The 2,889-nt window shown below is 65.0% G+C and carries 5 protein-coding genes; 2 read left to right on the forward strand and 3 right to left on the reverse strand.

Annotation, left to right across the window (positions count from 1 at the left end):
* Positions 1–109 precede the first annotated feature (109 nt).
* Positions 110–346 (reverse strand): YgiT-type zinc finger protein, encoded by a 237-nt coding sequence (locus tag L6Q96_23020; protein ID MCK6557422.1) that lies wholly within the window; start codon positions 344–346, stop codon positions 110–112.
* Positions 343–585 (reverse strand): DUF4258 domain-containing protein, encoded by a 243-nt coding sequence (locus tag L6Q96_23025; GenBank protein ID MCK6557423.1) that lies wholly within the window; start codon positions 583–585, stop codon positions 343–345. The genes L6Q96_23020 and L6Q96_23025 overlap by 4 nt, the downstream gene beginning before the upstream one ends.
* A 175-nt stretch (positions 586–760) precedes the next feature.
* Between L6Q96_23025 and L6Q96_23030 the strand changes: the two genes are divergently transcribed.
* Positions 761–1,858, forward strand: coding sequence for a YfhO family protein (locus tag L6Q96_23030; protein ID MCK6557424.1), 1,098 nt, complete (start codon positions 761–763; stop codon positions 1,856–1,858).
* A gap of 235 nt (positions 1,859–2,093) precedes the next feature.
* Here the strand turns inward: L6Q96_23030 and L6Q96_23035 are convergent, their stop codons facing one another.
* A complete protein-coding gene (locus L6Q96_23035; GenBank protein MCK6557425.1) occupies positions 2,094–2,276 on the reverse strand; it encodes a hypothetical protein in 183 nt (60 codons plus the stop codon).
* Positions 2,277–2,369: 93 nt separating this feature from the next.
* Between L6Q96_23035 and L6Q96_23040 the strand changes: the two genes are divergently transcribed.
* Positions 2,370–2,582 carry an AIR synthase-related protein gene (locus L6Q96_23040; GenBank protein ID MCK6557426.1) on the forward strand — a complete coding sequence of 71 codons (213 nt, stop codon included), beginning with the start codon at positions 2,370–2,372 and terminating at the stop codon, positions 2,580–2,582.
* Positions 2,583–2,889: the final 307 nt, after the last annotated feature.

The following is a 2,889-nucleotide window of genomic DNA, read 5'->3' on the forward strand; positions in this document are numbered from 1 at the left end:
GTCGAAGCACGAGCGGGCTCTGCCTTGATTTCACAGCATTTTCCGCTCGCCGTGAGCCCGTCGAAGGGCGAGGGGCCGCTTTCTCCGGCAGGCTCCTAGCAGGACACGATCACGCGGCAGCCATGTACTCGCTAATCGTGACCTGCGTCCCGGTTTGCGCCGCCGCCTCGGCGATCTCGCGCACGCGCGCGGCCTCGGCTTCCTCCAGGTACTCCTCCCCGCAATTGGCGCAGACCAGGGCTGGAACCCCGCGGATCACGACCGTCGTTCCCCGAATCTCGGCCGTGAAGCTGATCTGGCGACGCTGGATCAATCCGTCTTGCTTGCAGGAGATGCACACTCTCATCGTTTCCTCCGCGACCTGAAGTCCGACTCCCAAAGCGCCGAATCCGGCTCATACACCGTGATCACATACGTATCTTTCGTCGTCGGATCGTCGGCGGCACACACATGAATCGGTCGTTTCTCCCTCCATCCGAGGATCAGGCGACTCGGAAAGGGTTTGTCATCCGGGTATCTCTCGATCACGTCCCCGACCTCAATAACATGTCGAACTTCCACCTCCGTGATCCCGCGTGCAAGCATCCGGCGGAACGCATGCACTTTGAAGATCAGGTTCCGCATTAGCGCGAGTATGGCGCGCCCGCCTTCGGTCTGTCAAACAACGTTCCTCTCGTGGCGTGCGCACGAATTCCATGGCGCAGCGCCGGCGGAGGCCCACAAGCCGATCGCGTGGGGTACGGCGATAGGTACCGCTTGATTGGGGCAAATACTCCTTCGCCTGTATGCGGTCGCCGGTGTCATCGGCATCGCCGCCGTCTTGCTCCTCGGGCCACGATTGCGAACGGCCTGCGCGCTGGGGATCCTCGCCCTGCTCGCGTACGATCTGTTCCACGCCAATCGCAACTCCGCGCTGCGTCCGTACCATGACGTCTCCCTGCTCGACGGCGAGCGGGAATCGTTCGACTTCATTCGCAGCCGGCAGGGTTTCGACCGCACCTACATTCGCAACGAGTTCTTCCTCTTCGACTACGCCATCATGGCCAAACAAGGCACGCTGCGTGGGATCTACTCGGTCACCGATTATGAACCGCTCAGCCTCGATCGCTACGCCAGGTTCTTCGCACTTATCGACACCCCGGGGGCGACCGACTATCGCACACAGACGTTCGCCGGTTGGCTGTATCTCGATCCTTCGCCGGCACGGTTGCGACTCCTCGATCTGATGAGCGTGCGGTTCATCGTCGCGCCGGCGCAGGCACTGCCGTTCCGGGCCGGCCTGCACAGCGCCGGCTGGTCGGCCGTCCTCGAGCCGGAAACGGGCGACGTGGTGGTGTACGAGAATCCGAACCCCCTGCCGCGCGCCTACGTTGCCGGCACGGTCCACGGCGCCGCCAGTGCCGACGACGCGCTCGCGGCCTTGCAAGCGCCCGAATTCGATCCGCACCGCACCGTCGTCCTCGAAGGGGATCGCTCGCGGCCGGCGCCAATCGCGGCGACGAGCGAGCAGGGTATCGTCCCGGCGCGAATTGCCGAGTACACACCGACGCAGGTGGTGGTCGAGACCGACGCGTCCGCGGGTGGCTATCTCCTGCTTACCGACACCTACTATCCGGGCTGGGAAGCGACACTCGACGGGGCGCCAGCCGAGATCTACCGCGCCAACTATCTCTTTCGCGCCGTCGCGGTTCCGCCGGGACGGCACACGGTGGCGTTCGCCTACATCCCGCGCATGTTCCGGCTGGGAGCGGGGATTACGCTCCTGACGTTGTGCGGGCTGGCGGTTGCGGGAGGCTTGCGCTGGTCCTGGGGTCTTGGGGTCTTGGGGTCTTGGGGTCTTGGGGTCTTGAGGTCTTGAGGTCTTGGGGTCTTGAGGTCTTGAGGTCTTGAGGTCTTGAGGTCTTGGGGTCTTCAGGGCTTGAGGGCTTGAGGGCTTGAGGGCCTGGGGGCCTGGGGGCCTGGGGGCCTGGGGGCCTGGGCGGTTTGGTTAACGCGGACTCACAATACCTTTGGGAGAAATTGGGGAGGGCGAGGATCCGCGGGAATCGTAATCCAGACCAGGGTCAACTTACCGGCGTTGAGGGTTACCCCGCTTACGTCGGCGTCGGGGTCGGCGTGTCGGCCGGCGGCGGTGGCGTCGGCGCCGGGTCCGCATGGACAATCCACGCCGACGAGCATGCGCTCCCTCCACAGAGCCGGTTGTGAATGCAGACGTCGATCCGATTGCTCTGCCGCGGCAGCAACTGGCACAGGGCCGAGTACGTGCTGGAGAACATGACCGGGGTGGGCCCGGTGCATCCCCCGGGGACTCGACAAGCTCATGCCCCGGGCGCCGGTGCCCCGGCCGTACGAAACGCAACCTCGCCTACGTGCAGGACGCGGTCGACTTTGCGAGCGAGCTTTCGGAATTGCAGCAGCTCGCGATCGCCGACGCGCAGACCTCCGGCGGCCTGTTGCTCGCCGTGCCGGCGGAAAGTGCCCCTAAGTTGGCACGCACCCTCGGAGATCACGGCGTCGAGGTGAGCGCCGAGATCGGCGCCATCACCGCCGAGCATCCCGGGCGCATCGTCATCGAACAGTAGCCGCGGGCGGCCGGAACGCTGACCCGTTCCGCTCCGGGTCCGTCGATTCCGTCAGCACTCGGAGCGGAACCGGCGACGGTTCCGCAGATCCACATCTGCCACCGCGCTTCTGCTCCGCACAGCAATGCGTGCTTTACGTTCTCCGTGATTCCTTGGTGCGGAATCCTGGCTGGCTGCGGGGACCCGTCGTCTAGGAGCCTGTCGGAGAAAGGCCCGCTCGTGCTGAGCTTGTCGAAGCACGAGCGGGCTCTGCCTTGATTTCACAGCATTTTCCGCTCGCCGTGAGCCCGTCGAAGGGCGAGGGGCC

This window comes from Candidatus Binatia bacterium (assembly GCA_023150935.1).
GTDB lineage: Bacteria > Desulfobacterota > Binatia > HRBIN30 > HRBIN30 > JAKLJW01.

Excerpts from the sequence above, each read along its gene's own strand:
- L6Q96_23035 (MCK6557425.1), bottom strand. The coding sequence starts at position 2,276 with ATGTTCTCCAGCACGTACTCGGCCCTGTGCCAGTTGCTGCCGCGGCAG.
- L6Q96_23025 (MCK6557423.1), bottom strand. The coding sequence starts at position 585 with ATGCTTGCACGCGGGATCACGGAGGTGGAAGTTCGACATGTTATTGAG.
- L6Q96_23020 (MCK6557422.1), bottom strand. The coding sequence starts at position 346 with ATGAGAGTGTGCATCTCCTGCAAGCAAGACGGATTGATCCAGCGTCGC.